This window comes from Corynebacterium sp. HMSC074C01 (assembly GCF_001814605.1).
Lineage (GTDB): Bacteria > Actinomycetota > Actinomycetes > Mycobacteriales > Mycobacteriaceae > Corynebacterium.
This window is the reverse complement of the sequence record NZ_KV817250.1, coordinates 1-359: the sequence shown is the minus strand read 5'-3', so window position 1 is coordinate 359 and position 359 is coordinate 1. Positions and strand designations below refer to the sequence as shown.

Annotated in this window: 1 protein-coding gene; it reads left to right on the top strand. The window is 54.9% G+C overall.

The window, feature by feature from the left end:
• On the top strand, window positions 1–321 hold a 321-nt coding region (locus HMPREF2978_RS12650; RefSeq protein ID WP_143342253.1), incomplete at its 5' end, for an integrase core domain-containing protein.
• Window positions 322–359 lie beyond the last annotated feature (38 nt).

The following is a 359-nucleotide window of genomic DNA, read 5'->3' as shown; positions in this document are numbered from 1 at the left end:
GGGGCAATTTTCCATTCTGATCACGGCAGCGTGTACACCTCACAAGCCTTTAGGAACTATTGCTCGTCGTTGGGTGTGCGCCAGTCTATGGGAGCGGTAGGAACGAGTGCTGATAACGCCCTAGCAGAATCGTTTAACGCCACGCTCAAGCGGGAAATCTTGCGTGACAGGAAAGTCTTTGACAATCCGATCTCCTGCCGCCAAGAAGTCTTCCGGTGGTGCATGCGCTACAACACACGCCGACGGCACTCCTGGTGCAATCTTTCAGCTCCTGACGTCTTTGAAGCCGAGAATTCAGCTACACTGACTAGAGCAGCATAGCTAACCCCCGACGTGTCCACTTTCCGGGGGTCAGGCCC